Origin of the sequence: Adlercreutzia shanghongiae, assembly GCF_035830635.1 — a bacterium.
GTDB classification, from domain to species: Bacteria; Actinomycetota; Coriobacteriia; order Coriobacteriales; family Eggerthellaceae; genus Adlercreutzia; species Adlercreutzia shanghongiae.
Genome location: NZ_JAYMFI010000019.1, coordinates 56,185 through 83,026 on the forward strand (window position 1 = coordinate 56,185; position 26,842 = coordinate 83,026).

Annotated in this window: 29 protein-coding genes, 1 tRNA gene and 1 other RNA gene; 27 read left to right on the top strand and 4 right to left on the bottom strand. The window is 65.5% G+C overall.

Annotated features, from left to right (window positions below):
- The first annotated feature begins 9 nt into the window (after positions 1-9).
- The 4 genes from VJ923_RS09355 to VJ923_RS09370 all read left to right on the top strand — a co-directional run bounded on the left by VJ923_RS09355 (position 10) and on the right by VJ923_RS09370 (position 4,092).
- Positions 10-936 (top strand): DegV family protein, encoded by a 927-nt coding sequence (locus VJ923_RS09355; RefSeq protein WP_326440822.1) that lies wholly within the window; start codon positions 10-12, stop codon positions 934-936.
- A complete protein-coding gene (locus VJ923_RS09360; protein ID WP_326440824.1) occupies positions 937-1,956 on the top strand; it encodes an NAD(P)-binding domain-containing protein in 1,020 nt (339 codons plus the stop codon).
- Between the two features lie 173 nt (positions 1,957-2,129).
- Complete coding sequence (locus tag VJ923_RS09365; RefSeq protein WP_326440826.1) at positions 2,130-3,062, top strand: radical SAM protein; 933 nt, start codon at positions 2,130-2,132, stop codon at positions 3,060-3,062.
- A 127-nt stretch (positions 3,063-3,189) separates the two neighbouring features.
- Entirely contained in the window at positions 3,190-4,092 is a 903-nt protein-coding gene (locus VJ923_RS09370) for a DegV family protein (protein WP_326440828.1), read from the top strand.
- Between the two features lie 42 nt (positions 4,093-4,134).
- Here VJ923_RS09370 and VJ923_RS09375 read toward each other — a convergent pair whose 3' ends face one another.
- Both VJ923_RS09375 and VJ923_RS09380 read right to left on the bottom strand, forming a co-directional pair.
- A complete protein-coding gene (locus VJ923_RS09375; RefSeq protein ID WP_326440829.1) occupies positions 4,135-5,031 on the bottom strand; it encodes a TIGR03915 family putative DNA repair protein in 897 nt (298 codons plus the stop codon).
- 9 nt (positions 5,032-5,040) lie between these two features.
- Positions 5,041-6,465 (bottom strand): putative DNA modification/repair radical SAM protein, encoded by a 1,425-nt coding sequence (locus VJ923_RS09380; protein ID WP_326440831.1) that lies wholly within the window; start codon positions 6,463-6,465, stop codon positions 5,041-5,043.
- 251 nt (positions 6,466-6,716) lie between these two features.
- On the opposite strand from VJ923_RS09380, the gene pyrE reads away from it, so the two are divergent.
- The 21 genes from pyrE (at position 6,717) to hisF (ending at position 25,282) form a co-directional block, all read left to right on the top strand.
- Entirely contained in the window at positions 6,717-7,400 is a 684-nt protein-coding gene (gene pyrE / locus VJ923_RS09385) for an orotate phosphoribosyltransferase (RefSeq protein WP_326440833.1), read from the top strand.
- A 174-nt stretch (positions 7,401-7,574) separates the two neighbouring features.
- A tRNA-Thr gene (locus VJ923_RS09390) sits at positions 7,575-7,649 on the top strand.
- 87 nt (positions 7,650-7,736) lie between these two features.
- Entirely contained in the window at positions 7,737-8,033 is a 297-nt protein-coding gene (locus tag VJ923_RS09395) for a hypothetical protein (RefSeq protein WP_326440834.1), read from the top strand.
- 51 nt (positions 8,034-8,084) lie between these two features.
- Entirely contained in the window at positions 8,085-9,206 is a 1,122-nt protein-coding gene (locus tag VJ923_RS09400) for a M42 family metallopeptidase (protein ID WP_326440836.1), read from the top strand.
- 5 nt (positions 9,207-9,211) lie between these two features.
- Positions 9,212-9,679, top strand: a complete 468-nt coding sequence (gene smpB / locus VJ923_RS09405; protein ID WP_326440838.1) for an SsrA-binding protein SmpB — start codon at positions 9,212-9,214, stop codon at positions 9,677-9,679.
- A 126-nt stretch (positions 9,680-9,805) separates the two neighbouring features.
- Positions 9,806-10,438 (top strand): hypothetical protein, encoded by a 633-nt coding sequence (locus VJ923_RS09410; protein ID WP_326440840.1) that lies wholly within the window; start codon positions 9,806-9,808, stop codon positions 10,436-10,438.
- A 114-nt stretch (positions 10,439-10,552) separates the two neighbouring features.
- Complete coding sequence (gene bsh, locus VJ923_RS09415; RefSeq protein ID WP_326440842.1) at positions 10,553-11,509, top strand: choloylglycine hydrolase; 957 nt, start codon at positions 10,553-10,555, stop codon at positions 11,507-11,509.
- Positions 11,510-11,716: 207 nt separating this feature from the next.
- Positions 11,717-12,095: a transfer-messenger RNA gene (gene ssrA / locus VJ923_RS09420) on the top strand.
- Positions 12,096-12,388: 293 nt separating this feature from the next.
- A complete protein-coding gene (locus tag VJ923_RS09425) occupies positions 12,389-14,062 on the top strand; it encodes a L,D-transpeptidase family protein (protein ID WP_326440844.1) in 1,674 nt (557 codons plus the stop codon).
- Between the two features lie 9 nt (positions 14,063-14,071).
- Positions 14,072-14,947, top strand: a complete 876-nt coding sequence (gene murI, locus VJ923_RS09430) for a glutamate racemase (protein WP_326440846.1) — start codon at positions 14,072-14,074, stop codon at positions 14,945-14,947.
- A 9-nt stretch (positions 14,948-14,956) separates the two neighbouring features.
- A complete protein-coding gene (gene rdgB / locus VJ923_RS09435; RefSeq protein WP_326440848.1) occupies positions 14,957-15,568 on the top strand; it encodes an RdgB/HAM1 family non-canonical purine NTP pyrophosphatase in 612 nt (203 codons plus the stop codon).
- A gap of 149 nt (positions 15,569-15,717) precedes the next feature.
- Positions 15,718-16,101 (top strand): MerR family transcriptional regulator, encoded by a 384-nt coding sequence (locus VJ923_RS09440; RefSeq protein ID WP_326440850.1) that lies wholly within the window; start codon positions 15,718-15,720, stop codon positions 16,099-16,101.
- A gap of 106 nt (positions 16,102-16,207) precedes the next feature.
- The gene (larB, locus tag VJ923_RS09445; RefSeq protein ID WP_326440852.1) at positions 16,208-16,921 is read left to right on the top strand and encodes a nickel pincer cofactor biosynthesis protein LarB; all 714 of its coding nucleotides are present in this window, start codon (positions 16,208-16,210) and stop codon (positions 16,919-16,921) included.
- A 49-nt stretch (positions 16,922-16,970) separates the two neighbouring features.
- The gene (larC, locus tag VJ923_RS09450; RefSeq protein WP_326440854.1) at positions 16,971-17,858 is read left to right on the top strand and encodes a nickel pincer cofactor biosynthesis protein LarC; all 888 of its coding nucleotides are present in this window, start codon (positions 16,971-16,973) and stop codon (positions 17,856-17,858) included.
- Positions 17,859-18,085: 227 nt separating this feature from the next.
- Positions 18,086-19,786, top strand: coding sequence for an ATP phosphoribosyltransferase (gene hisG, locus VJ923_RS09455; protein ID WP_326440916.1), 1,701 nt, complete (start codon positions 18,086-18,088; stop codon positions 19,784-19,786).
- 17 nt (positions 19,787-19,803) lie between these two features.
- Entirely contained in the window at positions 19,804-21,165 is a 1,362-nt protein-coding gene (gene hisD, locus VJ923_RS09460; protein ID WP_326440856.1) for a histidinol dehydrogenase, read from the top strand.
- Positions 21,158-22,267 (top strand): histidinol-phosphate transaminase, encoded by a 1,110-nt coding sequence (gene hisC / locus VJ923_RS09465; protein ID WP_326440858.1) that lies wholly within the window; start codon positions 21,158-21,160, stop codon positions 22,265-22,267. Before hisD ends, hisC begins: the two co-directional genes overlap by 8 nt.
- Positions 22,267-22,857: an imidazoleglycerol-phosphate dehydratase HisB gene (gene hisB, locus VJ923_RS09470; protein WP_326440860.1), complete on the top strand. Its 591-nt coding sequence runs from the start codon at positions 22,267-22,269 to the stop codon at positions 22,855-22,857. The genes hisC and hisB overlap by 1 nt, the downstream gene beginning before the upstream one ends.
- Before the next feature lie 8 nt (positions 22,858-22,865).
- A complete protein-coding gene (gene hisH, locus VJ923_RS09475) occupies positions 22,866-23,567 on the top strand; it encodes an imidazole glycerol phosphate synthase subunit HisH (protein ID WP_326440862.1) in 702 nt (233 codons plus the stop codon).
- Positions 23,568-23,569: 2 nt separating this feature from the next.
- A complete protein-coding gene (gene hisA, locus VJ923_RS09480; protein WP_326440864.1) occupies positions 23,570-24,361 on the top strand; it encodes a 1-(5-phosphoribosyl)-5-[(5-phosphoribosylamino)methylideneamino]imidazole-4-carboxamide isomerase in 792 nt (263 codons plus the stop codon).
- A 156-nt stretch (positions 24,362-24,517) separates the two neighbouring features.
- Positions 24,518-25,282, top strand: coding sequence for an imidazole glycerol phosphate synthase subunit HisF (gene hisF, locus VJ923_RS09485; RefSeq protein ID WP_326440866.1), 765 nt, complete (start codon positions 24,518-24,520; stop codon positions 25,280-25,282).
- Between the two features lie 8 nt (positions 25,283-25,290).
- On the opposite strand, the gene VJ923_RS09490 is transcribed toward hisF, so the two are convergent.
- Together VJ923_RS09490 and VJ923_RS09495 are read right to left on the bottom strand one after the other, a co-directional pair.
- A complete protein-coding gene (locus tag VJ923_RS09490) occupies positions 25,291-25,572 on the bottom strand; it encodes a helix-turn-helix domain-containing protein (RefSeq protein WP_326440868.1) in 282 nt (93 codons plus the stop codon).
- Positions 25,562-25,909 carry a type II toxin-antitoxin system RelE/ParE family toxin gene (locus tag VJ923_RS09495; protein WP_326440870.1) on the bottom strand — a complete coding sequence of 116 codons (348 nt, stop codon included), beginning with the start codon at positions 25,907-25,909 and terminating at the stop codon, positions 25,562-25,564. The genes VJ923_RS09490 and VJ923_RS09495 overlap by 11 nt, the downstream gene beginning before the upstream one ends.
- A 105-nt stretch (positions 25,910-26,014) precedes the next feature.
- Between VJ923_RS09495 and VJ923_RS09500 the strand changes: the two genes are divergently transcribed.
- Together VJ923_RS09500 and hisI are read left to right on the top strand one after the other, a co-directional pair.
- Positions 26,015-26,305, top strand: a complete 291-nt coding sequence (locus tag VJ923_RS09500) for a helix-turn-helix domain-containing protein (protein WP_326440872.1) — start codon at positions 26,015-26,017, stop codon at positions 26,303-26,305.
- A gap of 13 nt (positions 26,306-26,318) precedes the next feature.
- Positions 26,319-26,639, top strand: coding sequence for a phosphoribosyl-AMP cyclohydrolase (gene hisI, locus VJ923_RS09505; RefSeq protein ID WP_326440874.1), 321 nt, complete (start codon positions 26,319-26,321; stop codon positions 26,637-26,639).
- Positions 26,640-26,842 lie beyond the last annotated feature (203 nt).

Below are 26,842 nucleotides of genomic sequence, written 5' to 3' on the forward strand. Positions count from 1 at the left end.
GGACGCTCTATGGCGAACTGCCACTTGATCATTGACTCCTGCTGCGATCTGCCCGCTCACGTGGTCAAGCAGGAAGGGGTCACGCTCATGAGGTTCCCCTACACCTTAGACGGGGGCACCTTCGAAGACGATCTGTTCGAGACCACTTCGGCCGAGGCCTTCTACGGGGCCGTGCGCAAGGGCGCCGAGCCCACGACCGCCCAGGTGTCGCTGCAGACCCTCACGGAGACGTTTACCGCGGCGGCTCAAGAGGGCACGCCGGCGGTGTATCTGGCGTTTTCCAGCGGCCTTTCCGCTTCCTACGACGCTGCCTGCGTCGTGCGCGAGCAGGTGCTCGCCGAGTACCCTGAGTTCGAGCTGCATATCGTGGACACGCACTTGGCCTCGGTGGCCGAGGGCTTGCTCGTCTACGAGGCGCTGGTGCAGCACAAAGGCGGCATGTCCGCCGCCGAGCTGGCCGCCTGGGCCGAGGAGGCGCGCTGCTTCGTGAACGAGGAATTCATGGTGGAGGACCTGGAGGCCCTGCGCCGCGGCGGACGCATCCCGGCGTCGGTGGCCGTGGCCGGCGCCGCCCTGGATGTGAAGCCGCTGCTCGTTATCGCCGAGGACGGCAAGCTCGCCCTCACCGGCGTGGCCCGCGGGCGCAAGAAGGGCATCAAGCAGCTGGCCGAGTTCTACAAGAAGAACGCGGACGCGGCCGGTGCGGCGCATGTGGCCATTGTGGGCCATGCGGACTGTCCCAAGGACGCCGCGCGCTTGAAAGAGGCCCTGGAGAAGGAAGACCCGGGCCTGATGATTCTCACCTGCAGCATTGGTCCGGTCATCGGGTCGCATGTGGGTGCCGGCATGGTGGCCGTGGTGTTCTGGGGCCGCGACAAGCGCGAGAACCTTTCGGTGGCCGACCGTATTGCTCGCAAGGTGAAGGGGGAGAAGTAAATGGCGAACCTGTACGCCTACCGCGGGGCTCCGTCGTTCATCGGCGCGGTGGCTGATCGTCTGGCCGATGCCGGTTTTTCCCGCGTGGAGGACGTGGCCTCGGCGGACATCGTCGTGACGTACTGCACGTCCGGCTCGGCGCTGGAGGATCTGTACTTCGGCGACGGCGGGCTTATCACGAGCGCGGCGCCGGGGGCGGTGCTGGTGGACCTGTCGGCTACCACGCCGAACTTCGCCCGGGAGATCAACGCGGTGGCCACGGTGAACGACCTGGTCATGGTGGAGGCGCCGGCGACGGTGCGCTCGCTGGTGGCCGAGGATGCCTTCGCTCGCGACAACCTTATGGGCCCGGTGGCTACCGAGTCCGAGCTGACCGATGAGGTGCGCCGCCTTCTGGACGCCCTTTTCGGCGAGGTGGTGGAGGTGGGGGCGCCGGGGCGCGCGCAGCTTCTGCGCAACACCCACACGCTGCCCATGGCCGCCGATTTGGTGAGCGCCATCGAGGCCGTGGCCTTGGACGACGCCTCGGCCCGTTCGGTGGGCGCGCTTGATGCCGACCAGATTCCGCTGTTCAGCCCTGTGAGCGCTGACCCGGTGGTGCGCGCGGTGCGTCAGCAGCGCTTCACGGGCGCTTACACCGCCGAGATGCTGCTGTGCGAGCTTTCGGCCGCGCTCATGGCCGCCGACGATGCCGAGGTGATTTTGCCGGGCGTTGAGGCGACCATGCACTTGCTGGAGCTTCTCGTGGTTATCGGCGGGGCCGACATGGCACCGGCGGCGCTTTCCCTCGTGTACCAGGACGAAGCGGCGGGTGCTCGGGCAGGGCTCGACTGGACCCGTGCCGAGCAGGCCTACGGGCACCCGGCCTCGGAGGAGGACGAGGACTGGAGCGCCTACGACGACGAGGACGGCTGCGGCTGCGGCCACAATCATGCCCGCGAGGATCACGACTACGACGACTACGACGACTTCGCCCCCTACAACGACGACTTCGACAACTTCGACTTCCGGAGCAACTAATCGTCATTTTCGTCACAAAAAAGCGGTTTGTTTGCAGTGCAGGGCGGAAAATCGCGGCTGAATCGGCTGATTTGGAGCGAAAATCCCGGTTTTGGCGGCTCGTATCTCGACGCAACTGCTAACAACTCGGCTTTTCGTGCAAATTTGGGCTTGAAAGTGAGAGCGAAGGGAACATGCGGTGCGAATTGTGCCCTCGTGCGTGCGGGGCAGACCGGGCGGCGGGGGAGCGCGGGGTGTGCGGGGCCGATGGGCGGCTTCTGGTGGCCCGGGCGGCGCTGCACTTCTGGGAGGAGCCGCCGATTTCCGGCGAGGGGGGCAGCGGCACCATCTTCTTCTCCGGCTGCCCGGTGCGCTGCGTCTACTGCCAAAACGCCGACATCGCCTTGGGCGAGCACGCTCGCGAGATCACCGTGGAGCGCCTGGCGGCCATTATGGGGGAGCTTGAGGCGACCGGCGCGCTCAACATCAATTGCGTGACGCCCACGCACTACGCGCCGCAGATTCGCGAGGCCGTGACGCTGGCGCGGGCGGCGGGCCTGGCACTTCCCGTGCTGTGGAACACGAGCGGCTACGAAACGGTGCGCTCCGTGCGCGACAACGCGGGCTTCGTCGATGCCTATCTGACCGACTTCAAGTACGCCGATGCCGAGCTGGCCCGGCGCTACTCCCATGCGCCCGACTATCCCGAGGTGGCCCTCGCGGCTCTCGGGGCCATGGTGGAGGCGGCCGGCGCGCCGCGCTACGACGAGCATCGCGGGCAAGAGCGCCTTGTCTCGGGCGTCGTCGTGCGCCATCTCGTGCTGCCCGGTGCGCTGGAAAACTCCAAGGCCGTCGTGCGCCTTCTGCACGAGCGCTTCGGCAACGCCATTCGGCTGTCTCTGATGAACCAGTACACGCCGGTCATTGCGCGCGCTGCCGAGGAGGGCGACCAGCGTGCGGCTCTGACGCTGGCGGCCTGTCCGGAACTGGCCGAAACGGTGCCCGATGCGGAATACGAGCAGCTGCTCGATTACGCCGACGCCTTGGGCGTGGAAGACTACTTCTGGCAGGAGGGCGGGGCCGCCGAGGAGAGCTTCATCCCCGCCTTCGACTTTACGGGCGTGTAAGGCGCGTGGACGGAGCTGGTCTTTTCGGGAGAAGAATCTCTCTGTATAGTGTAGGATAGACCCAGCAACGTACCGCAGCCGTTTGTCGGGCAGCCGGCTTGGGCTTGCGTTTTCGAGAGGAGCCCTTGTGGTCAAAATCGTCACCGATTCGGTCGCCTCCATTCCCGCTGAGGTGGTGCGGGAGCGCGACATCGAGGTGGTCTCGCTGTTTGTGAACCGCGAGGGGCGCGAGTACCGCGAGGCCGACATGGATGTGGAGGCCTTCTACGAGGACATTGCCGACATGATCGACAACCCGCCCACCTCCAGCCAGCCCTCCCAGCATGCGCTGGAGGCCCTTTTCGAACGGGCCGCCGAGGCCAAAGACGAGGTGCTGGGCGTTTTCATGTCGTCGAAGATGTCAGGCACCTTCGAGGGGGCCGTGCGCAGCGCCCGCGTTTGCAAGGAGCGCTTCGAAGAGTTCCGCTGCACGCTCATCGACTCCACGTCGAACTGCGGCGACGAGATGTTCGCCGTGCTGGATGCCGCCGATGCGCGCGACGCGGGATCGGGGCTCGAGGCGTGCGCCCAGGCGGCGGTGGGGGCGGTTGCGTCCTCGCGTTTCATCTTCGCGCCGGAGAGCCTGGCATTTCTGAAGGCGGGCGGTCGCATCGGCGGTGCCTCGGCGCTGCTCGGCGGCCTGCTGCAGATCTCGCCCGTGCTCACCGTGGCGGATTGGGAGACGGCCACGCTTGCCAAGGTGCGCACATGGAAGAAGACCCTGGCGCGCATGGTGGACACGTTCAAGGAAGACGTGGAGGCCTGCGGGCTCAAGCGGGTGGTCGTGCACTACATCGGCTCGGCGGCGCCGGCCGTTGCCTGGGCCCGCGAGGCCATAGAGCCGGTGGTGGGGCACGCGGTGGACGTGCTGCCGGTGAGCCCCGTCATCGGCGTGCACGTGGGGCCGGCCGTGGGGCTGGCCTACGAGTGCGAGCGCCCGGTGCCCGGCAAGTTCACGCAGCCGACAAGCGAGCTGGTGTTCAGCCTGTAGAGGGCGACAGGTCCGCAAGGCACGTCGTCGGGCGCGCCCTGCTCAGCGCCGCGCGAGGGCCTTCGGGTCCTCTTTCATTTCGGTGAGGTTCTTCCAGAAGCGCTTGGGCATGAAGCGGCGGCGCAGCTCGGGGTTCACGCGGGCGTCGATGGAGACGCTGCGGTAGAACGTGCGCCAGGCCTCGGCATAGAGCGCCTCGTCGGCAGTGGTTGAGGGCAGGGCGCGGGCCAGATCGCCCTGGCCCGCCGTGTTCACCAGATACCAATCGCCGCCGTCGTAGACGCCGGCCATCTCGTGCACCTCGTCGTAGATGACAAAGGGCATGTCGGAGAGCCGCTCGACGAAGTGGTCCATGATAAGCGGAATGACGGCGGCCTTGGGGTTGCAGCGGGCGAACCAGAGGTTTGCGCCCTCGCCCCCCAGATGCTCGAAGCGGATGAACTGGCGCATGTGCTCGCACTCCTGGCTGATGGAGCGGGAAATCTGGAAGAGGCGCTCCACGGCCGGATGGGTGATGTCCGAGAAGGCGCGGCCCCGCTGCTTGGGGCAGGGGCCCATGCCGCCGCGACCCTGGCAGTTGGCGCGCTTGCGGCAGTGGTCGCAGTCGCGGCGCTTCTGCTCGTCGATGGCGTAGCGCACGAAGCGGTAGGCCGCCGTGCCCGCGTCGGGCTCGTCGGAGACGGCGGCGCGCTTGAGGGCCAGGACCGCCTGCCAGCCGCAACGGTTCCGCACGCCGCGCAGCACGCGCAGGGCGAAATCCGGATTGGTCTCAATGGTGGCGACGCGCTGGCCGAGCCGGGGCTGCAGGCGCCGGGCGGGTTCGACATCGGTGGGCTCTTCGTGGTTCGCGTAAGAAGAGAAGATGGCTGTGAGCAGGCCTTCCAAGGTGCCATCGTAGGCGTAGGCCACCTCGTCGTAGAGTTCGGGGGAATCGCTCACGATGCGCTCCTACGCGACGGCCTTCGCGGCCGCGAGGGCCGTGCGCTGGGCCGCGAAGGCGACCTCGAGGGCCGCTTGGTTCGCGGCGGAAGCCTCGGGCAGCACCGGCGGTTGCTCGACCGACTCGAAGAGCGTCATCTGGCCCGGGACCGCCTTGGCCGCGCGACGCCCGTGGCGTCCGCCGTCAATGGGGGCCGACAGGCGCGCGTGCAGGGCGTCCCGCGAGAAATCTATCCCCGAGCCGCCCCAGGCGCCGTTCATGGTGATGAAGTAGCGCGCCCGCTTGTAGGCGACGCCGAGCTTTCTCAGCTCCGCCTCGCCGAGCGTGGACTGCCGCCGCGCCCGGCAGATGAGCTTCGCCCCGCGCACGCCGATGCCCGGCACGCGCACGAGAGCTTCCAAGGGCGCGGTGTTCACTTCCACGGGGAAGAAATCCAGGTGATTGAGCGCCCAGTTCGCCTTCGGGTCCAAATCGGGGGCGAGAAAGGGGTTCTCCGCGTCGATGATCTCGCTTACGTTAAAGCCGTAGAAGCGCATGAGCCAGTCGGCTTGGTAGAGCCGGTGCTCGCGGTTGAGCTGCACGGCATCGGTGGAGGGGAGCAGCGGGTTTTTCACCACGGGCAGATAGGCGCTGAAGAACACGCGCTTCAGGTTCACGGTTTGGTACAGCGATGCCGATAGGTTCAGAATCTGGAAATCGCTTTCCGGAGTGGCACCGATGATCATTTGCGTGGACTGGCCGGCCGGGGCGAAGGCGCGGCTTTTGCGCACGGGCAAGGCGCGCGACTGGTACATCGTGAGCCTCTTGCGACGGCTGGCGCGGCTTTCCTTGTCCTCGGCAATGGACTCGTGAATGTGGCGCATGGGCGAGAGAATGGCATGGCGCGACTTGGCCGGTGCCAAAAGTCCGAGGCTTTGCTGGCTGGGCAGCTCGAGGTTCACCGAGAGACGGTCGGACAGACGTCCCAGCGCATCGAGCAGCTCTACCGAGGTGCCCGGAATGGCCTTGGCGTGGATGTAGCCGCGAAAGCCGTACTCTTCGCGCAGGATGCGCAGGGCCTCAACCATAAGCTCGCTCGTGCGATCGGGGGAGCCGACCACGCCGGAGGAGAGGAAAAGCCCCTCGATGCAGTTGCGACGGTAGAACCCGATGGTGAGGTCGGCCAGCTCGCGCGGGGTGAAGGACGCCCGCGTGACGGCATCGTTGCTCTTGCGGTTTACGCAGTAGGCGCAGTCATAGGCGCACACGTTGGTCATGAGCACCTTGAGCAGGGTGATGCAGCGCCCGTCCGGCGTGAACGAATGGCAGCATCCGGCGTTGCTCGTCGCTCCCAGCTGCCCCTTCTTCCCCTCGCGCTGAACGCCCGAGGAGGTGCAGGCGACATCGTACTTCGCCGCATCGGCGAGAATCTCCAGCTTCTCGATGAGGTTCATCGCGCCGCCCCTTCCATCGCTGACTTAAACGGGCACACATGTTCGCCCGAATGAATGTACGCTATGCTACCCGAATGGATGTTCGCGTGTCAAGCAACGCGTCGTTGCGACGCCTCGGTGGCCCGGCCATGGGGGCCCGCGCTCGCGCCCGCGGCTGTTTTCGCCGGCTTTGCGGAAACGGGTGGGGGAATCGGGTATCATGTTCCCCATGGAAAATATGAGGGCGAACCTCATGGGACGAAAGGGCGGCCATGGAGGCTTACAAGCGCGAGTTCATTGAGTTCATGGTGGAAAGCGACGTGCTGAAGTTCGGCGACTTCACGCTGAAGAGCGGGCGCAGGTCGCCGTTCTTCATGAACGCGGGCGCGTACGTGACCGGCGAGCAGCTGCATCGGCTGGGTCTGTACTACGCCCAGGCTATCAACGACAACTTCGGGCTCGATTTCGACGTGGTGTTCGGGCCGGCCTACAAGGGCATCCCGCTGGCGGTGGTCACGGCCATGGCGCTTGAGGAGCTCTATGGCAAAAAGGTGAAGTACTGCTGCAACCGCAAGGAAGTGAAGGACCACGGGGCCGACGCGGGCAACCTGCTGGGTGCCGAGCTGCACGATGGCGATAGGGTCATCATGGTGGAGGACGTGACCACCTCGGGCAAGTCCATCGACGAGACCTACCCCATCCTGAAGGCGGCGGCCGCTGTGGACGTGCGCGGGCTCATCGTGTCGCTCAACCGCATGGAGCGGGGCTTGGGCGGCGTCACCACGGCCCAGAAGGAGATCGAGGCCAAGTACGGCTTCCCGGTGGCCTCCATCGTGTCCATGGCCGAGGTGAAGGAGTGCCTGCTGGGTCACGAGGTGGCCGGGCGCGTGGTCATAGACGACGACATCGCGGCGGCCATCGACGCCTACTATGAGCAGTGGGGCGCCAAGGAGTAGTCCGCCCGTCGCAGAGCCTGCGCCGGTGCGCGCGACCGCCCGCGGACGCAGAAAGCGCCGAATCGCCTTTGGAGATTTCCGAGCCTTTTCCGAATCTCCCGGTTGTCGTACAATAGGCGGATGCGAGGGCTCGCCGCCCGATCGGGCAGCGCGGGCATCTTCGCGAATCACTTTGCCGGTGTGGCTCAACGGTAGAGCAACTGATTTGTAATCAGTGGGTTGCGGGTTCGATTCCTGTCACCGGCTCCATGAACTCTAAAGGCCAGCAGCCTCTGGGCGCTGGCCTTTCTGCTATCATGACTCGGGTACAGACAGAGAAAGGAAGCGCGCACCTCCATGCAGACCTACATCGCCCATTATCAATCGCCCAAAGGATCGCACGACCGCGAGCGCGGCCTGTTCGAGTTTGAAAGCGATGCACGGGCGGGCACTAAGGCCAACGCTCACGACGCGCGGCTGAAGATGCTGGAGCTGTTCGGGGCGAGCGCGGTTTCCTGGACTATCGAGAAGGTGGAGCGCAAGGCGGCGGCTCCGGCGGAGAAGAAGGAGCGGCAGACCGACGGTCAGCTGGCGCTGGATTTCCGTCCGCCCAAGCCGGAGCGCAAGCGCAGGCATTCCAAGGGTTACTGGTAGGCCGGCGCTCGGCACGCCCGGTCGCATCGTTTGTTATAAGGAGCATTCCCTATGAAGAAAAAGCATATGAAGTTCTTGAAGCAGCTGCTCGAGGCGCCCTCTCCGACGGGCTTCGAGGAGCCGGCGGCGGCGCTCGTGCGCGAGCGCGCGGGCGCGGTGGCCGACGAGGTGGCCACCGACACCATGGGCTCGGTGCGGGCGGTGCTCGCCGGCCGCGAGGCGGGCGCCCCCTCGCTCATGCTGGCCGCCCATATGGACGAGATCGGCCTCATGGTCACCTACATCTCCGACGAGGGCTTCCTTTCCGTGGCCTCGCTCGGCGGCGTGGACGCGGCTATTCTGCCTGGCATGCGCGTCGATGTGCACACGAAGGCGGGGGTGCTGCGCGGGGTGGTGGGCCGAAAGCCCATCCACCTCATCGAGCCCGACGAGCGCAAGAACGTCACGCCGCTTTCGGGCCTCGTGATTGATTTGGGGTTGGCGGCCAAGCGGGTGAAGAAGCTTGTGCGGGTGGGCGACCCCATCACCTTCGGCGTCGGCTTCGAGCGTCTCGGCGACGATATGGCCGTCTCCAAGTGCTTCGATGACAAGTGCGGCGTGTGGATTGCCTGCCGCGTGCTGGAAAAGCTCAGCCGTGCGGGGCGGGCTCCGGGCGACTTCGTCGCGGTGGCCACCACCCAGGAGGAGATCGGCACGCGCGGCGCCATGACGAGCGCCCATGCGGTGAACCCCGATGTGGCGCTCGCCTTCGACGTCACCCACGCCACGGACTACCCGGGCATCGACAAGACTAAGTACGGCAAGATTACCTGCGGGGCGGGCCCGGTCATCGCCCGCGGACCGAATATCAACCCCCTCGTCTTCGAGCGCCTCGTGGCCGCGGCCGAATCCGAGAACATCCCGTATCAGCTGGAGGCCGAGCCCTCGGTCACCGGCACCGATGCCCGCGCCATCCAGGTGACGCGCTCGGGCATTCCCACGGGCCTTGTCTCGGTGCCTTTGCGCTACATGCACACGCCCACCGAAGTGGTCTGCCTGCGCGATTTGGACGCCACGGTGCGCCTTATCACCCGCTTCGCCCTGGACCTTTCCGCCGACGCGAGCTTCGTGCCGGGCATGGGGTGCGCGCCCGAGCCGGGAGCCGGCGGCGCGCTCGACTCCGAGGAGGCGTAGGGGCCGTGCCGAAGCGCGAGGAGAGGACCATCGCGAAGAACCGCCGGGCCTTCCACGACTACGAGATTTTGGAGACCTACGAGGCCGGCATTGCGCTCACGGGCACCGAGGTGCGCTCGCTGCGCGAGAACAACTGCCAGCTCACCGATTGCTTCGCTCTCATCCGAGGCGGGGAGGTGTGGCTCAACAACGTGCACATCTCTCCCTATTCCAACGGCAGTATCTTCAATCCCGACCCGGACCGCAAGCGCAAGCTTCTGCTGCATAAGAAGCAGATCCGCTACCTTGATGCGAAGGTGGCCGAGAAGGGCCTGGCCATCGTGCCGTTGAAGATGTATTTCAACGAGGACGGCCGGGTGAAGGTGGAGCTGGCGCTGGCCCGGGGCAAGAAGCTCTACGACAAGCGCGCCTCCATGAAGGAGCGCGACACCAAGCGCGAGATCGACCGCGCGCTGAAGGAGCGCGTCCGCTAGGCGGCGCAGGTTCACGCTCGGTCAACGAAACCGCGCGGGACCGGGCGCGCACCCCAAGTAGTGGCATCATTGTTGCAGCGGGCGCAGCGCCCGCAAAGGTACATGGCGATTGAAGGAGCGACACTCATGGGTCTTGACGAAGAGCTTGAGAGCATGGAAGAGTTCGGCGAGACCGAAGCCGAGCTGATCGACCAGCAGACCGAACTGGAGGATGTGGAAGGCGACGAGGACGCCCTGTTCGATGCGGATGAGGAAGACGCCGCGGAAAGCGATTTGGAGCACGCCTACGACAGCTTCATCACCGACAACGAAACCGACTACGACGGTTGGGACCCCGACGAGGTGGTCGAGGGCATCCAGGCCGAAGAGGATGCCGATATCCTGCACTCCGAGGGCTATCACCTTGAGGAGGTCGATGAGCTGGAGAGCGAAGTCATCGAGATGGAGATTGAGGACGGCGACATCTACGCGATGATCGTGGACGAGGACGACAACGAGATCGGCTTCATCTTGCTGGACGAGGACGGCAACGAGCAGGAGTACTACTACGTCGACGAGGACGACGATGACGGCGGCGTCACCGTCGAGCGCGCCGGGGACGGCAGCGAGTTCGACCTGGGCATCAGCCGCGAGGGCGTGGCCGAGGCCACGGCCAACGTGAACGCCATCTACAAGGACGGCGTCCAGGTGGCCGCCGAGCTGAAGAGCACCTTCGACGAGATTTCCGACTCGCTGAACTTCCTCAAGCGAAAGAAGTAGCCCAGGCGGCGTTTTCCTAACGTGTTGACAACCGAAGCGGCCCCGACGCCCTGTTGCGCCGGGGCCGCTTGTAGTATGGGCCTGTTGTCTGTTCCGCGTTCAAAGGAGACCCTTATGTGCACCGGCGTCCGCTTCACTGATTCGAAGGGCCACATGTTCTTCGGCCGTAACCTCGATTGGATCGAGGACTATGGGCAAAGCATCGTCTTCACGCCGCGGCACGCGAAGATACCGGCGCCGTTTCTCGGCACCATCGAGCCCGCCTACGCCTGCATCGGCACCGCCATCGTGGTGGACGGCATGCCCTGCTACTTCGACGCGGGCAACGAGGCCGGGCTGGCGGTGGCGGGGCTGAACTTCCCCGGCTACGCCAAGTTCGCCGAGCAGCCCGTCAGCGGCCGGGTGAACGTGGCCGCCTTCGAGTTTCCGTTGTACCTGGTTGCAAACTGCTCCACGCTCTCCGAGGTGCGCGCGGCGCTGCAGGACCTCACCGTTGTGGCGAAGGCCCCCGACCCGAAGCTGGGCGTGGCCGACCTCCACTGGCTTGTGGGCGACGCCACGGGCTCCCTTGTCATCGAGTGCCAGGCCGACGGCATGCACGTCTACGACAACGACCTGGACGTGCTCACCAACCAGCCGCCCTTCCCGTGGCACCACGAGAACGTGCGCAACTACATGACGCTCTCGGCGGCCTACCCCGAGCCGGACACGTGGACGCGCGACACTCTTGAGCCCTTCAGCTCCGGAGCGGGCATGGTGGGCTTTCCGGGCGGTTGCGATCCGGCGAGCCGGTTTGTGCGGGCGGCCTACACCAACGCCCATCATCCCGCGGAAGAGGGGGAGAGGGCCAACGTGGCGCGGCTGTTTCGCACGCTGGGCGGCTCGGCCATGCCCAAGGGCGTCGGCAGGCAGGGCGACGGGCGCTTCGAGTACACCCTCTACACCGGCGGTTACTCCGCGGCCACCAAGACCTACTACTTCAACACCTACGAGGAACCCGCCTATCAGCAGGCGAGCCTGAGCGATTTCGACCTTGACGGCACCGAGCTTATCGAGGTGCCGCGAAAGTAGCGACGTTCTGCGCGATTGCGCCGATAGCGGTGCATTTCCGAGGAGTTTTCCTGCTGAGATGCCCTGCCGGGAGCGAGAAATTGCGCAAACCGGGCGATAGCGGTGCAGCGGACGGCGCCGAGGTGCACCGCTATCGCAGTTTTTTGACAATCGGGGAAGAATCGATGGACAGCGCGCCCGTTAGCGTTACAATGGGCGAACCCTTAAGGGGCCGACTGGTTTCGACATGGTAAGTTCGAAACGAGGAGCAGGTCGTGGTCTCCTCGCCACGCTAAACAGGGGTACCGTCAAGTTAATTGGCAAAAACACTTCTAAGACCGGCTACTATATGCCGGCCGCCATGGCTGCCTAACAGCAGTTTTGGTGATCGCCGACCCCGGTGGTTCCCCGAACCGGGCAAGGCGTCATTTGAGGGGAATGCCCCGCGGCACGTAGTCGGTATGGCCGCGGGAAAGATCGAACCGACTAGGAGCGGCCACGTTGGTCTGCGAACCGATCCGCTCCGAATCTTGATCGCTGACTAAGCCTGTAGCGCCTTGTGGACAATTTAGTATGGACCGGAGTTCGATTCTCCGCGGCTCCACCACCTGCTTCAACGGCCGTCCCTCGGGGCGGCCGTTTGCGCGGGCGGCGGGAACTTAAAGCTTACGAAAACGCTCATGTTCTGGGGAAACTTGCTGAAAAAGGCGTAAGTTCTGTGGGAGTGTCGTGGGGAATTGCCCGTAAGCGGGCGCAAACGGCGCACGGTATGGGAAAGTAGCGCCGAAATAGGTATCCGCGGGCATGGGCGGGCCGCATAGCGTATAATTATCGCTTAGCGCGGTCGCGCCACGCCAGAGGCGGACCCAACCCTGTTCAATCGCACCACGGAAGCGCACTATGGCAAAACACAACAAGCCTACCAACGAGAACTCCTCCGCGGGAGCCCAGCCGACCCGCGGTTTCGTCATGCCCGAGGGCCGCTTCGGCTCGCCGAGGCCTACAGGGCCCCAGGCCACCGGGGCCCTGCCCCCGCGTACGGCCCCCAGCTCGCCCCCTGCTTTCCCGGGCACCGCTGCCATGCCCCCGGTGGCCGGGCGCGCTCCCGTTGCGGCTGGCGGCTATGTGCCCACCTACCAGGTGAACCCCGAGCCGCCCAAGAAGCACCGCGGCCTTAAGATCTTCGGCATCGCTGCGGCCTCCATCATCGGTGTTATCGCTTTGATCTACTTTGCGGGCGTCATCGTGTTCTCGGGGCGCTTCTTTCCCCAGTCCACCATCATCGGCATGGACATCTCGGGCAAGACGCCCGAGGAGGTGCACCAGATGCTCGATGGCGTGCTGGGCGACTACACCTTCAAGGTGGAGGGCCACGGCCTGAACCTCACCTTAGACGCCACGGACATGGGCATGGCCCTCGACAGCCAGTCCATCGCCGATGGACTGCTTTCCGAGATGAACCCCTGGGCGTGGCCCTACGAGGTGTTCCAACGCCACGATGACACCGATGACTTGGTGTCTACGCTGGAGAACTCCAAGCTCGCCGACACGCTCACGGCGGCGGTGGAGGAGGCCAATGCGAAGGGCGTGGCCCCCAAGAACGCAACGGTGGCCTTCGACGGCGATGAGGGCGCCTACGTGGTCGTGCCCGAAGAGGAGGGCAACACCCTGCTCGCCGACGTGGTGATCGACGAGGTCACCCGCGGCACGGTGAACTTCGCCCCGAAAGTGACGCTGACCGATGCCGCCCTCGCCAAGCCCACGGTGACCCGCGACGATCCCTCCTTGGCCGACGCCCGCGACGCGGCCAACAAGCTCCTTGGCGGCGCGCTGTCGCTTACCATGGCCGGCACCGAGAAGATGGCCATTACCCCGGCCCAGGTCGCCGAGCACATCACCCTGGGCGACGACCTGGCCGTCTCCTTCGACCCGGAGCCTCTGGTGGCCGCGGTGAAGGAGCAGGTGAACGCCATGGACACCACGGGCGCCACCCGCACCTACACCCGCCCCGACGGCAAGACGGTAACCGTGAAGGGCGGCGACTATGGCTGGATCACCGACAGTCAGGCCACGGCCGACGCGGTGCGCGAGGCCCTGAATACCGGCGCGGGCGGCACGCTCGAGATTATCATGAAGCAAAACGCCGCCCAGGCCCCTGATGAGAACGGGCGCGATTTCGGCACCCGCTACATCGACGTGGACCTCACCGAGCAGCACGCACGCCTCTACGGCGAGGACGGCGCCATCCTGTGGGAGAGCGACATCGTCTCCGGCAAGCCCTCCGACGGCCGCGACACGCCCCAGGGCACCTTCTACATCAAGACCAATGACGGCAAGTCGGTGCTGCGCGGCTACAAGCCCGACGGCTCGAAGGACTACGAGACCGAAGTCGATTTCTGGATGCCCTTCAAGGACAATTCCGTGGGCTTCCACGATGCCGGCTGGCAGCCGAAGTTCGGCGGCGACTGGTACGTCGAGCACGGCAGCCACGGCTGCGTGAACCTGCCGCCGGACAAGGCGAAGGAGCTTCACGAGGTTCTGTCCGTGGGCGATGTCGTCGTCGTTCACGAGTAAGGGAGCGCCGTGGAAGACGAGCTGTTCGACGACCGCCCCATCGGCGTATTCGATTCGGGCTACGGCGGCCTTACGGTGGCCCGCGCCCTGCAAAAGCGCCTGCCCGAGGAATCGATCCTCTACTTCGGCGACTCGGCCCGCTGTCCCTACGGCCCGCGGGACCAGGTCGAGGTGGACCGCTTCGTCCAGCAGATCTGCGCATGGCTTGTCGCTCGCGATGTGAAGATGATCGTCATCGCCTGCAACACCGCCACGGCGGCGGGCCTGGCCCATGCCCAGGCGAGCTTTCCCGTGCCGGTGGTGGGCGTGGTGGAGCCGGGGGCCCGGGCGGCGGCCCATACGACGCGCAACCGGCGCGTGGGCGTCATCGCCACCAAGGGCACGGTGGACTCCAACGCCTACAGCGACGCCATCCGCCACATCGACGCCGGCATCACCGTGTTCTCCACGGCCACGCCGCGCTTCGTGGAAATTGCCGAGATGGGGCTGAAGCTTTCCGACGGCCCCATTGAGGACTACATGGCCGACACCACCAAGGTCTACATCCGCCCCGAGTTCGAGGACATCGCCCGCCAGTACCTGGAGCCGTTGCGCCGCTGCGACATCGACACGCTCGTGCTGGGCTGCACGCACTACCCGCTTTTGAAGGCGCTTATCGGGGGCGTGGTGGGCCGCAAGGTGACGCTGGTGAACTCCGCCGACGAGACGGCCCGCGATGTAGACCATATCCTGAGGCGCAAGCGCGCCTTCGCCCGCACGGGCAATGCGCCCACGCACGCGTTTTTCACCACAGCCGATGATGTGGAAGAGTTTCGCCGCTTCGGCGGCCGGGTGCTCGCCGGTCCCATGGACGTGGTCGAGCACGTGAATCTGCCCGAGTTGTAAGGAGTGTCCATGAAACAGGTGCTTATTGCCACGAACAACGCCCATAAGGTTGACGAGATCCGCACGGCGCTCGACTTCGAAGGCTGGGAGTTCATGACCCTTAAGGAGGCCGGTGTCGTGTCGGACCCGGCCGAGGATGCCGACAGCTTCGAGGGCAATGCCCGTATCAAGGCCCGCGCGGCCCGCGATGCGGCCTGCGCGGTTCTCGGGCATCCGGTGGCCGTGCTCGCCGACGACTCGGGGCTTGCGGTGGATGCCCTGGGCGGGGCGCCCGGTGTGTACTCGTCGCGCTACGCGGGCGAGGACGGCGACGACGCGGCCAACAACGCCAAGCTTCTGGCAGAGCTTTCCGACGTGCCCGCCGCCGAGCGGTCGGCCCGCTTCGTGTGCACCCTCGTGTTCATCGACGAGGACGGGGGCGAGCAGGTGGCCCGCGGCACCGTCGAGGGCGCCATCGGCTTCGAGGAGCGGGGGAGCGAGGGGTTCGGTTACGACCCGCTGTTCCTGCCCGACGAGTTCGCCGGCGAGCGAACTCTGGCCGAGGTTTCCCAAGAGCGCAAGAACGGCATATCGCACCGCGGAAACGCCTTGCGCTTGCTCAAAAAGCAGCTTTCTGAGTAGTCTGGGGACGTTGAAAAGTAGGCTGTGCGCGGGGCTTTTCCGTGTAGGTGGTTTTGAGCTATTGACTTATAGCATACTCCATATGGTCTAATGAGCGCGCAGGCTGCGGTAAGGCAAGGGCTGCGGCTGCGTGTTTCGAAGGGGACAACATGAAGATTGCCGAAGTCAGCAAACGCTACGGTGTTTCCACCGATACGCTGCGCTATTACGAGCGCATCGGTCTGTTGCGTCATGTGCCTCGAAACAAGAGCGGGATTCGCGATTACGACGAGGCGAGCTGCAACGCCGTCGAGTTCGTCAAGTGCATGCGCGATGCCGGCATGTCCATCGAGTCTCTGGTGGAATACATGGAGCTGCTGGAGCAGGGGGACGCGACGGCGTCGGCGCGCAAGGAGCTGCTTCAGCGCCAAAGCGACGACATTCGCGCCCGCATCGCTGATCTTGAGCGGGCTCTCGAGCGCCTCGAATACAAGATTGACCACTACGACGAGATCATGGCCGCCAGCGAGCGCGCCCTGCGCCCGGGAGAGTAGGCGCGCCGGCGTGTGGGTTCCGTGGGCGTTGGCCGCGGTTCTTACCTTAGAGCTAACTTCAACCTTTATCATGGCTTCCTGACGTATCCAGGAAGAAAGGCGCCCCATGGCTTCTCCCGATTGCGCGACCTCGCCGACTACCGAGGGCTTCGCCCGACCCGATTTCGACCGTGCCCGCCGCCAGGGCGCGGGAGAGGTGATCTACGGGGAGGGAAAGACCGCCGAGCAGATCGACGCCATTGCCGCGGCTCTGGTGGAAGGGGGCCAGGCGCGGGTGCTCGCCACGCGGGTGGATGCCGCCAAGGCCGCCGCGGTGGGCGAGCTTTGGACCGAGCGCGGGACCGAGCTCCCGTTTCTCTATCACGAGAGCGCTCGCCTCGCGGTGTTCGGCGACATGCCCGTCCCCGATGGCGATGGCGTGGTGGCCGTGGCCTGCGCGGGCACGAGCGATCTTCCCGTGGCCGAGGAAGCCGCGCTCACGGCCCAGTTTCTCGGCAACGAGGTCCGGTGCTTCTACGATGTGGGCGTGGCCGGCATCCATCGGCTGCTAGACGTGGCCGACGAGCTGCGCGGGGCCCGGGTCGTGGTGGCCGTGGCCGGTATGGAGGGCGCGCTTGCCAGCGTGGTGGGCGGCATGGTGGCCGCACCGGTCATCGCGGTGCCGACCTCGGTGGGCTACGGCGCCTCGTTCGGGGGCGTGACGGCGCTGCTCGCCATGCTCAACTCCTGCGCGAGCGGCGTGTCGGTGGTCAACATCGACAACGGCTTCGGCGCGGCCTTCCAGGCAAGCGCCATCAATCATCTCAACTCCCGGTCTTAGCGCCGGCGGCCCTGGTGGGGCGTGGCGCGAGCATTGTGAAAGGCGCGATATGACGAAGCTTCTCTATCTTGAATGCACCTCCGGTATCAGCGGGGACATGTGCGCGGCGGCCCTCATCGATGCCGGCGCCAGCGAGCAGGCCGTGCGCGAGGCGCTGGACAGTTTGCCCGTGGAGGGCTTTGCGGTGGAGATTTCCCGTGTGGTGAAGTCGGGCTTGGACGTCTGCGACTTCAAGGTGGTGCTGGATGCGGCCCACGAGAACCACGACCACGACATGGCGTACCTGCACGGGCGCGAGCGCGATGGCGGGCACGGGCACGAGCACGAGCATGGGCACGGCCACGACCATGGAAGCGGCCACGAGCACGACCACGGAAGCGGCCACGAGCACGACCACGGAAGCGGCCACGAGCACCACCATCGCGGCCCGGCGCAGATCGCCGAGATCATCGATGGGGCGGCCATGACCGAGGGGGCCCGTGCCATCGCGCACCGCATCTTCGACTATGTGGCCGCGGCCGAAGCCCGTGCTCACGGAGTGCCGCTCGAGCAGGTGCATTTCCACGAGGTGGGCGCTGTGGATTCCATTGCCGACATCGTGGCCATCGCCGTGGCCGCCGACGATTTGTCCTGCGACGGCGTCGTTGTGACCGATTTGCCCTGCGGATGGGGCACCGTGCGCTGCCAGCACGGGCTCATCCCCGTGCCCGCGCCGGCCACGGCCTTCATCGCCGAGGCGGCCGGGCTGCCGCTTGCGCCGGTGGATGTGGAAGGGGAGCTCGTCACGCCCACGGGCGCCGCGGCGGCCGCCGCCCTGCGCACCCGCGACGCGTTGCCCGAGCGCTTCGCCATCAGGGCCATCGGCATGGGCGCCGGCAAGCGCGCCTACGATACGCCGGGTATTCTGCGCGCCATGATCATCGAGCCTCTGGCGTAGCCAACCGTTCGCGAAGTTCCCATTGCTTTAGTACTCTACTGTGATAAAGTGTCGTCATCGACAGAGGGAGCGCCTGACTGAGAAGGGCCTTCGGAAGAGGCCCTGAGGTGGCTGTGAACTCTGTCGATAATTCGCCTTTCGCCGTCTTGGGCCGCCGAGAAGGGGGAAGGCGGGTAACATGACAGTCTCAGTTACCAAAAGCAAGTGAGGAATTCGCGTTGAATGCTGTGACACCATCGGGCTTTCGCGACGTGCTCTCCCAAGAGGCGAGCGTGCGCGAGGCCATCACCCGGGCGGTGGCCGACCTGTTCGCCTCCCGCGGCTACGCGCCCATCGAGACGCCCACCTTGGAGGTGATGGACGTCATGCGCGCCGGCGGCCGCATGCCGGCTTCGCCCTTCAAGTTCTTCGATTCCCATGACGACCTTCTGGCCATGCGCCCGGACGTCACGCTGCAGATCGCGCGCATGTGCGCCACGCGGCTGGCCGCTGATCCCGGCCCCTTGCGCTTCCGCTACACCCAGCGCGTCTTCCGCGAGGCCGAGACCGACAACCAGGTGCAGGCCCGCGAGCTCACCCAGTGCGGCGTGGAGTGCATCGGGGAGGTGGGGCCTGCCGCCGACGCCGAGATCGTCACGCTGTTCGCCGAGGCCCTGCGCCTGGCCGGCGCCACCACTTTCGTGCTGGCCATGGCCACGGTGGGAGTGCTGCGGGCGCTGCTTGAGCGCTCGGGCGCGTCCGAGCCGTGGAAGACGGCGGTGCTGGATGCCTATCACGACTCCGATTTCGTGGCCCTCGACCGCTTGTGCGACGCGGCCGTGGGGCGCCCGGCGGAAGGGGAGGTGGCTGATGCCGGGTCTGCCGCGCCGGCCTATGCCGAGGCCATCCGCCAGCTCGCCCGCATCCGCGGCGGCCAGGAGGCCATCGATGCGGTGCGTGATTTGGTGGCGCCTCTGGGCTGCACGGCCGATTTGGACGATTTCCAGGCCACCTACGATCTGCTCGGCGAGGCCGGGCTGGCCCGGGCCGTGCTCGTGGATTTCTCCGTGGCCAGCTCGTTCAACTACTACACCGGCATTGTCTTCGAGGCCTGCTCGCCCTATCTGGGGGCGCCTTTGGGCTCGGGCGGCCGCTACGACCGCATGATCGGCGCCTACGGGGCCGATCGCCCCGCTGCCGGGTTCGCGTTCTATCTGGAGCAGGCCATGGCCGCCGCTTCCGCCGAGGAAACGGCGCCGGAGGGCCGCCCCTTGCGCATCGCCGTGCCGAAAGGCTCGCTCAACGCCGAGGCCATCGCCTGTTTGGAAGAGGCCGGCCTCGACGTGACGGGGCTCGCCAACCCCGGGCGCTCGCTCGTCATCTCGAACCCCGGCGTCGATTTCATCATCGTGCGACCCTCCGACGCCCCCGTTTTTGTGGCCCTGGGCGCGGCCGATTGCGGCATTTGCGGCAAGGACTCGCTTCTGGAAGTGGGCGCCGATGTGGAGGAGCTGGTCGATTTGCGCTTCGGCGGCTGCCGCTTTGTCGTGGCCGAGTCTGCCGGCACGAGTGCGGCCATCGAGGAGCGCTACCGCCGGCTCGGCAGCATGCGCATCGCCACGAAGTACCCCTCCATCACCCGGGCGCACTTCGCGAAGACGGGCACCCAGGTGGAGATCGTCTACCTGCACGGCAACATCGAGCTCGCGCCCATCACGGGCATGGCCGAGCGCATCGTGGACATCACCGCCACCGGCACCACCCTGCGCGAGAACAACCTGGAGATCGTGGAAGAGGTGCTCGCCTCCACGGCCCGCTTCTTCGCCAACGGCTGCGCGGTGCGCACCGATAGCCGTATCGTGGAGCTGGCCCGCGCCCTCGCCCAGAACGCTCCGAAACATACCTACGCGCCCATCGCCGGCGCTTCCAACCCCGTATCGCAAGCCTAGAGCCAAAGGAGTTTTCCATGACCATGAGAAGGATCGACCTTAAGCCCCTCGAGCCGTTCACGAGCGACTTCATCAATCGCAGCGGGGCCTTCAACCCCGGCGCGCTTACGGCGGCCACCGCCATCATCGAGCAGGTGCGCGCCGAGGGCGATGCGGCCCTGCGCGCGCTCACGGAGAAGTTCGACGGCGTGGTCATCGAGGACTTCCGCGTGGCGCCTGCGGCCCTGGACGCCGCCATGGCCGAGGTCGACCCAAAGACCATCGAGGCCCTCGAGCACGCGGCCGCCCAGATTCGCGACTTCCACGAGCGCCAGAAGCAGCAGAGCTGGTTTTTCGCCCGAGAGGACGGCGCCATCGTGGGCTCGAAGGTCACCCCGCTCGACTCCGTGGGCATCTACGTGCCCGGCGGGCGCGCGCTGTACCCCTCCACGGTGCTCATGAACGCGCTCCCGGCCCAGGTGGCCGGTGTGGAGCGCATCGTCTGCGTCACCCCGCCCACCAAGGACGGCACGCTGGACGCGGCCATCCTCGCGGCCTGCAAGATCGCCGGCGTCACGGAGATTTACACCGTGGGCGGCGCCCAGGCGGTGGCGGCGCTCGCCTACGGCACCGAGACCATCCGCCCCGTGGCCAAGATCACCGGTCCGGGCAACGCCTTTGTGGCCGCGGCGAAAAAGATCGTCTCGGGCGATGTGGGCATCGATATGATCGCCGGCCCCTCCGAGGTCTGCGTTGTGGCCGATGAGACGGCCGATCCGCGCATGGTGGCCATCGACCTTATGGCCCAGGCCGAGCACGACCCGCTGGCCGCCTGCTACCTGGTCGCCTTCTCGGACGCCTATGCCGATGCGGTGGAGGCCGCCATCGACGAGCACATGGCAAAGACCACCCGCGCCGATATCACCCGCGCCTCCTTGGACGACCACGGGCTCATCGTCGTGTGCACCTCCATGGACCAGGCGCTCGAGGCCGTGAACGTCATTGCCCCGGAGCATTTGGAAATGCATGTGGCCAACGCTATGGAGTACCTCGGTGCCATCCGCAACGCCGGCGCCATCTTCTTGGGGGAGTGGACGCCGGAGGCCGTGGGCGATTACGTGGCCGGCCCCAACCACACCCTGCCCACCGGCGGCACGGCCCGCTACGCTTCGCCGCTTTCCGTGGACGACTACGTGAAGAAGTCCTCGGTCATCCAGTACACCCCCGCGGCCCTGAAGCACGACGCGAAGGCCGTGGTGCAGATTGCCACCCACGAGGGCCTGTGGGCCCATGCGCGCTCGGTGGCCCTGCGCCTGAAGGCGCTGCTCGACGCGGAGCAGGCCGGTGTCGCCGGCGCGTCCGCTGCGGGTGTGGAAGACGGCGAGGCGCGCGGTGAATAGGGTTCGCGCCGCCGCGCCCCAGCTGGCGGGGCTTGTTCCCTACGACCCGAAGTACCTGCCGGCCGAGGCGTACCTGTCTGCCAACGAGAACCCTCGCGATGTGGACGCCGAGGTGCGCGCCGTCATCGCCAAGCGCATCGCCGAGGTGCCCTTAAACCGCTATCCCGACCCCCTCGCGAACCGCCTGCGGGACATGATCGCCGAGGCCAACGGGCTCGATCGCGCAAGCGTGCTCGTGGGCAACGGGGGCGATGAGCTCCTGTTCGACCTGGCGCTTGCCTGGGGAGGCCCCGGGCGCAGCTTCTTGAACCTGCCGCCGACGTTTTCGGTGTACGAGGCCAACGCGCGGCTCACCAACACCCGCTGCGTGAACGTGCCGCGCCGCGAGGACTTCTCCATCGACGAGGAGGCGGTGCTCGCGCGCGTGGCCGCCGGCGACATCGACTTCGTCATCGTGACGAGCCCGAACAACCCCACGGGGCTTCGGGCCCCGGTGGCGTTCATCGAGCAGCTGCTCGCCGCCACCGACGCGCTCGTGCTGGTGGACGAGGCCTACTTTGAGTTCTCCCGCGAAACCGTGCGCCCTTTGCTCGAGGCCAACGAGAACCTCGTCATCCTGCGCACGTTTTCCAAGGCCTTTTCCCTGGCCGGGGTGCGCCTCGGCTATATTCTGGCGAACCCGGCGGTCATCGAGGAGTTCTTGAAGGTGCGCCAGCCCTATTCCGTGGACGCGCTGTCCCAGGTGGTGGGCGAGGTGGTCTTCGAGATGCGCGCGCGTTTCGAGCCGGGCATTCGCGAGATCATCGAGGAGCGCGCGCGGGTGGCCGAGGCCCTGCGCACTCTGCCCGGCGTAACTGTGTACCCGTCGGATTCCAACTGGATTCTGCTTTCCCTGGAAGGGGCCGATGAGGCCTGGCAGTATCTCTACGACAAGGGCGTGCTCGTGCGCGACTTCAGCCGCGCTCCCATGCTTGAAGGCTGTCTGCGCGCGACCATCGGCACGCCAGAGCAAAACGACGCCTTCGTGGGAACGCTGCGCGCGTTCATCATCGAGCGCAACGGCATGCGGGCCCAGGCGGCCCGGCTTGAGGAGGGACGATAATGACGAGAGAGGCCACGGTGCTCCGCGAGACGGCGGAGACGAGAATCGAGGTCGCTGTGAACCTCGACGGCACCGGACGGGTTGAGGCTTCTACGGGCATCGGGTTTTTCGACCACATGCTCGCGGCCTTCGGTCGCCACGGACGCTTCGATCTCGCGGTGTCAGTGGAGGGCGACTTGGAAGTGGACGGCCATCACTCGGTGGAAGATACGGGCATTGTCATCGGCCAGGCGCTCGCTCAGGCCTTAGGCGACAAGGCCGGTATCGAGCGCTTCGGCACGGCCTTCGTGCCCATGGACGAGGCGCTCGTCATGGCGGCGCTCGACATCTCCGGCCGCGGCCAGCTCCACTGGGAGGTGGACGTGCCCTTCGGCATGGTGGGGGATTTCGACACCCAGCTCGCCCGCGAGTTCTTCATCGCCCTTGCGACCAATGCCGGCATCACCTTGCATGTGCGCCAGATGGCCGGCGACAACGTGCACCATATCTTCGAGGCCGCCTTCAAGGCCTGCGGCCGCGCCCTGCGCCAGGCGGTGGCCATCGACGCATCTTTGGGCGGCGAGGTGCCTTCCACCAAGGGCACGCTGTAGGAGGCGCCGTGATCGCGATTGTTGACTATCACAAGGGGAACCTGCTCTCGGTGGAGCGGGGCCTTGTCGGCGTGGGGGCCGGGGTCGTCGTGACCGATGAACCCGATGTCATCCGCGCCGCCGATGCTCTCGTGCTGCCCGGCGTGGGAGCCTTTGCCGATGCGGCCGCCTCCATGGCCGAGCTCGGACAGCTAGAGGCCGTTCGCGGGGCCGTGGAGGGGGGAGCACCGTTTCTCGGGATCTGCCTGGGCATGCATCTCATGTTCGCCGCCGGCACCGAGCACGCCACCGATGAGGGGAGTCTGCCTTGCGGCCTCGGCTTCATCGAGGGCGTGGTGGACGCCATGCCGCGCACCGATGAGGCCGGGCGCGCCTACAAGGTGCCCCATGTGGGATGGAATTCCGTGGAGTTCGCCGAGCCGAACCCCCTGTTCGAGGGCATCGCTCCGAGCGAGTTCTTCTACTTCACCCACAGCTACATCGCCCCGCCGAGCGCGGCCACCATTGCCGAGACGGTGCATTCGGTGACGTTTCCCTGCGCTGTGCAAGTGCCGGGCCGTCCGGTATTTGGCGTGCAGTTTCATCCGGAAAAGAGCTCGGAGGCCGGCGCGCGCCTCCTTGCCAACTTCGCAACCATCGCCGCAACATCGCGCAGTGGTGCCGCGTTCGCTGATAAGGTGGCGGAAAGCGCCGCCGCGTCAAAGGAGTAGCCATGTACCTTCTTCCCGCCATCGATATTTTGGACGGTCGCGCCGTGCGCTTGGCCAAGGGCGACTACCGTGCCGTCACGGTGTACAACGAGAATCCGGCCCTGCAGGCCCAGCTGTTCGAGGAGGACGGCGCCGAGTGGCTCCATGTGGTGGACTTGAACGGCGCGAAGTCGGGCAATCCCGATAACGTGGAGGTCATCCGCGAGATTCTCGCCGCCACGAGCCTTAAGGTGGAAGTGGGCGGCGGCGTGCGCAGCTTGGAAGCCGCTGAGCGCCTGCTCGACGCCGGCGCGACTCGCGTCATTTTGGGCACTGCGCTGGTGCGCGATCCCGAGTTCGCCCAGGCGGCCATGGAGAAGTTCGGCCCCGACGCGCTCGTGGCCGGCATCGACGCCAAGGCCGGCGAGGCTGCCGTGGCCGGTTGGACGGAAGGATCCGGCGTCGCCGCCACCGATTTGGCGGCGTCTATGGCAAAGCTCGGCTATGCGCACATCGTCTACACGGACATCGCCCGCGACGGCATGCAGACCGGCGTGGAAAACGACGCCTACGCGAAGATGGCCGCCGCCTTCGGCAACCCCGTCATCGTCTCGGGTGGTATCGCCACGGCCGAGAACATCCTCGCCCTGGCGCCCATCGCCGATGCCGTCGAGGGCGTCATCACCGGCCGCGCCATCTACGAGGGCACCCTAAGCGTTGCCGACGGCGTCGCCGCCTGCAACGGCACCTATCAGGGAAGCGATCACCTCGAGGAAGAAGAGCGCCCCCTCACGATCGAAGATTTGGAATTCTAACAGCTAAGGAAGAGTAGTCGGCGAACCAGCCGGTGTTGTGACCGAGCGAGTTCCGCAGCGAACGAAACAGGACTAAATGTCCTGTTTCGCAGAGCGAGGACTGTCTGAGCGAATCACAATACCGGCTGGTTCGCCGACGGACAGGTTGAAAAGAGCATGCTGACAAAACGAGTAATTCCTTGCCTTGACGTTAAAGACGGCCGCGTCGTAAAAGGCGTGAACTTCGTCGGATTGCGCGACGCCGGCGACCCCATCGAGCTGGCCCGTGCCTACGACGAGCAGAAGGCCGACGAGGTCATCTTCCTCGACATTACCGCCACGAGCGACGAGCGCGCCACCACGGTGGAGCTCGCGAGCCATGCCTCCGCCGAGCTCCATTTGCCCTATTGCGTGGGCGGCGGCTTCCGCAGCGTGGCCGATATCCGCACGATGATCGCGGCGGGCGCCGACAAGGTGTCGGTGAACTCGGCGGCCGTGGCCAATCCTCAGCTCATTACCGATGCTGCCCGAGCCTTTGGCACCCAGGCCATTCTCTGCGCCATCGATGCGAAGTCCGTTCCCGGCAATCCCAACAAGTGGGAGGTCTACGTGGCCGGCGGTCGCAAGAACACGGGCATTGACGCCATCGAGTGGGCCCGCGAAGCGGCTCGCCGCGGAGCGGGGGAGATTCTGCTCACCTCCATGGACCGCGACGGCAGTCGCGACGGCTTCGACTGCCACCTGACGCGCTCTGTGGCCCGGGCGGTAGACATCCCCGTCATTGCCAGCGGAGGCGTGGGCAAGCTCGAGCATTTCGCCGAAGGCATCATCGAGGGCGAGGCCGACGCGGTGCTCGCTGCCAGCGTCTTCCACTTCGGCGAGCTCACCGTGCGCCAAGTAAAAGAATCCATGCGCGCCGCCGGCATCCCCGTCCGCTTGTGAGACGCGAGCTACACAAAGCGTATCTCGAGCTTTTTCCCGAAGCAGTGAGCAAGTTTCTGCAGCGTTGAAATTGTGGGGTTGCCGTTGCCGTTTTCAAGACGACTTATGTTCGACTGCTGCATCCCGCAACGGTCTGCCACTTCTTGCTGGCTGAGACCGCAGCTCCGTCGTCCCTCGACGATAAGCTTCATAATCTCATACTCGGGTTTCGCATCCTCCCAAGCTTGCGCGAAATCGGCATCGTGCTCGCTACGTTTTTCAAGGTAAGCTTGGACATCGTTAACTGCCATAGCGTTCCTCCCAATCTTGTTTGAAAAGGCGAGCTCGTCTGATTTCCCTCGAAGGCGTTTTCTGCGACTTCTTAATGAAGCCGTTTGTGACGATGATGCGTCTGCCCTTAAGGAAAAAGTAGAAAGCCCGCGAGATGTCTGAACCGAGCTTGATTCGAAGTTCGAAGAGACCATCTCCTATGGCTTTGGAGTGAGGTTCTCGCAGCTCGATTCCTTTTTCGGCTAGCAGTGAAAGCTCTTGGAGAGCCTTCACGGCCATTTTTGAGTCAAGCGAATCGAGAAAGCTCTCCATGGGGCAGGATCCGTTTCGCGTTCGGTAGAACTCGATATCAAACATTTCGGCCTCTTTATATCATATATGGTATTGATTCGCAAACTATTGCACTATAATGCAATTAGCAAAAATAGCAAAAGTAGCACGATAGTGCAAGAGGAGCAGGCGATGGCGAAAGAAAACAGCGTTATCGATTGGGAGGCCTACGGAGTGCTGTTGAAGGCGGCGCGGTTGGCCAACGGGTTTACGCGCGGGCAGAAGCTCACCGATGCGGTGGAGGAGGGGACGGGCATGAAAATCTCTGAGCGCACGATATACGCTCTGGAAGATGCCACCCGCGCGCCGTCGGCGGACATCTTCCTCGCGTTGCAGCAGGTCCTGCCCGAGCTGCGCGATCCGGAGTATATGAAGCCCATCTTCAGGAATTCCGGCATCAAGGTGATGCTGGTCAGTTTGTAGGAGGAGAACCCGAATGAACCTTTCCGAGCTGAAGTACAACGGGGCCGGGCTCATCCCGTGCATCGTGCAGGACGCCGAGACCGGCGAGGTGCTCATGATGGCGTGGATGAGCGAGGAATCTATCGCGCTTACCTTAGAGCGTGGCGAAACCGTGTTCTGGTCGCGCAGTCGCCAGGAAATCTGGCATAAGGGTGCCACCAGCGGTAACACCCAGAAGCTGGTGGACCTCCGCTACGACTGCGACGCTGACACCTTGCTCGCCTTGGTGCATCCCGCCGGTCCCGCTTGCCACACAGGCGAGCGCACCTGCTTCTACCGCTCGCTGCGGGGGTAGGAGGTTTCGCGCGGATCTCGCGCCGGGAGGTCCGCGCGTCCTTGGGGCTTCGGCTCCCGGGATTCGCCTTCCCGGGATTCGCTCCCAAGGCCAGCTCCTCCGAAGCACCCGCTCGAGCTGAGAATTGGAAAAGGTGCTTTTCTGGACAAAATCGCATGCTTTTCAAGGGGTGAGGAACGGAAAAGCGCATTTTCCAAATGAAA

What these genes read in the sequence shown, in the direction of transcription:
- VJ923_RS09355 (WP_326440822.1), top strand. Translation starts at nt 10, where the DNA reads ATGGCGAACTGCCACTTGATCATTGACTCCTGCTGCGATCTGCCCGCT.
- VJ923_RS09360 (WP_326440824.1), top strand. Translation starts at nt 937, where the DNA reads ATGGCGAACCTGTACGCCTACCGCGGGGCTCCGTCGTTCATCGGCGCG.
- VJ923_RS09365 (WP_326440826.1), top strand. Translation starts at nt 2,130, where the DNA reads ATGCGGTGCGAATTGTGCCCTCGTGCGTGCGGGGCAGACCGGGCGGCG.
- VJ923_RS09380 (WP_326440831.1), bottom strand. Translation starts at nt 6,465, where the DNA reads ATGAACCTCATCGAGAAGCTGGAGATTCTCGCCGATGCGGCGAAGTAC.
- pyrE (WP_326440833.1), top strand. Translation starts at nt 6,717, where the DNA reads ATGGAGGCTTACAAGCGCGAGTTCATTGAGTTCATGGTGGAAAGCGAC.
- VJ923_RS09395 (WP_326440834.1), top strand. Translation starts at nt 7,737, where the DNA reads ATGCAGACCTACATCGCCCATTATCAATCGCCCAAAGGATCGCACGAC.
- VJ923_RS09400 (WP_326440836.1), top strand. Translation starts at nt 8,085, where the DNA reads ATGAAGAAAAAGCATATGAAGTTCTTGAAGCAGCTGCTCGAGGCGCCC.
- VJ923_RS09410 (WP_326440840.1), top strand. Translation starts at nt 9,806, where the DNA reads ATGGGTCTTGACGAAGAGCTTGAGAGCATGGAAGAGTTCGGCGAGACC.
- bsh (WP_326440842.1), top strand. Translation starts at nt 10,553, where the DNA reads ATGTGCACCGGCGTCCGCTTCACTGATTCGAAGGGCCACATGTTCTTC.
- VJ923_RS09425 (WP_326440844.1), top strand. Translation starts at nt 12,389, where the DNA reads ATGGCAAAACACAACAAGCCTACCAACGAGAACTCCTCCGCGGGAGCC.
- rdgB (WP_326440848.1), top strand. Translation starts at nt 14,957, where the DNA reads ATGAAACAGGTGCTTATTGCCACGAACAACGCCCATAAGGTTGACGAG.
- VJ923_RS09440 (WP_326440850.1), top strand. Translation starts at nt 15,718, where the DNA reads ATGAAGATTGCCGAAGTCAGCAAACGCTACGGTGTTTCCACCGATACG.
- larB (WP_326440852.1), top strand. Translation starts at nt 16,208, where the DNA reads ATGGCTTCTCCCGATTGCGCGACCTCGCCGACTACCGAGGGCTTCGCC.
- larC (WP_326440854.1), top strand. Translation starts at nt 16,971, where the DNA reads ATGACGAAGCTTCTCTATCTTGAATGCACCTCCGGTATCAGCGGGGAC.
- hisD (WP_326440856.1), top strand. Translation starts at nt 19,804, where the DNA reads ATGACCATGAGAAGGATCGACCTTAAGCCCCTCGAGCCGTTCACGAGC.
- hisB (WP_326440860.1), top strand. Translation starts at nt 22,267, where the DNA reads ATGACGAGAGAGGCCACGGTGCTCCGCGAGACGGCGGAGACGAGAATC.
- hisA (WP_326440864.1), top strand. Translation starts at nt 23,570, where the DNA reads ATGTACCTTCTTCCCGCCATCGATATTTTGGACGGTCGCGCCGTGCGC.
- hisF (WP_326440866.1), top strand. Translation starts at nt 24,518, where the DNA reads ATGCTGACAAAACGAGTAATTCCTTGCCTTGACGTTAAAGACGGCCGC.
- VJ923_RS09490 (WP_326440868.1), bottom strand. Translation starts at nt 25,572, where the DNA reads ATGGCAGTTAACGATGTCCAAGCTTACCTTGAAAAACGTAGCGAGCAC.
- VJ923_RS09495 (WP_326440870.1), bottom strand. Translation starts at nt 25,909, where the DNA reads ATGTTTGATATCGAGTTCTACCGAACGCGAAACGGATCCTGCCCCATG.
- VJ923_RS09500 (WP_326440872.1), top strand. Translation starts at nt 26,015, where the DNA reads ATGGCGAAAGAAAACAGCGTTATCGATTGGGAGGCCTACGGAGTGCTG.
- hisI (WP_326440874.1), top strand. Translation starts at nt 26,319, where the DNA reads ATGAACCTTTCCGAGCTGAAGTACAACGGGGCCGGGCTCATCCCGTGC.